The organism is Actinomycetospora aurantiaca (genome assembly GCF_037401875.1).
Lineage (GTDB): Bacteria > Actinomycetota > Actinomycetes > Mycobacteriales > Pseudonocardiaceae > Actinomycetospora > Actinomycetospora aurantiaca.
The window spans coordinates 1-993 of the sequence record NZ_JBBEGN010000046.1 but is presented as its reverse complement, the minus strand read 5'-3'; the positions used below and the strand labels follow the sequence as shown (position 1 = coordinate 993).

General features: G+C 74.4%; 1 protein-coding gene. It reads left to right on the top strand.

Features of this window, described 5'->3' with window-relative positions; genetic code table 11:
- A partial coding sequence (locus WCD74_RS29835; RefSeq protein WP_337698570.1) for a transposase occupies nucleotides 1-993 on the top strand: 993 nt, incomplete at both ends.

Sequence of the window (993 nt, the reverse complement as noted above, 5' to 3'; positions counted from 1 at the left end):
TGCGCCGCTACTACAACAAGCACGCCAAGACCGATCGGCTCGACGCGGCGTTGCTCGCGCGGCTGCCGATCCTGCACCCCGAAGGCCTCGACGAGACCCCGGGGCTGGGGCCGGCTGAGCCGCTGCGTCGTCTCGCGGGTCGCCGCGCCCGGCTGGTCGCCGAGCGGGTGGTGGCGGTGCAGCGACTCGACGCGCTGGTCGAGCTGCTCGGCCCGGCCTGGACCGCGGTGCTGGGCAGCGATCCGGGCAAGACCGCCCTGGAACTGCTGGCCCGCTACAGCGACCCGCGCGCGGCGATCCGTGCCGGTCGGGCCCGACTGACCGCGGTGGTGATCAAGCACAGTCGGGGAGCCTGGCGGGAGGACAAGGCCGACGGGCTGCTCGCCGCCGCCCGCGAGACGCTCACGCTCTGGCCCGAGGGCAGCATCGACTTCGCCGAGCTCGCCGCCGACATCGCCGTCGAGGTCACCCGGATCCGTGCGGTCGACGAGGCGATCACCGCGATCGAGACGCGGCTGGCGCGTCACTACAGGCACGCCGACCCCCGCGGGTTGGTGCTCTCCGCGCCCGGGATCGCCCAGGTCGGCGCCGCGGTCGTCCTGGGCCGGGTCGGGGACCCGTCCCGGTTCGCCTCGCTGGCCGCGGTGCGGGCCTACACCGGGCTGGTGCCCAAGGTCAGCCAGTCCGGGGCCACCGACCGCCACGACGGGCCCACCAAAGCCGGTGACCACGTGCTGCGCGCAGCACTGTTCCTCGCCGCCGACCACGCCCGCCGGGTCGATCCCACCCTGGCCACCCGCTACGCCGCGCTGCGCGCCAAGGACAAACACCACAACAGCGCGCTCTGCACCCTGGCCGCGGTCCTGATCACCCGGATCGCCGCCTGCTGGCGATCCGGCACCCCCTACCACCTCCGCGACCACCACGGCCGCCCGATCACCGAGGCCGAAGGCCGCGTCATCAGCCGCAAGATCCTCGACGAAGCCGCCGCCG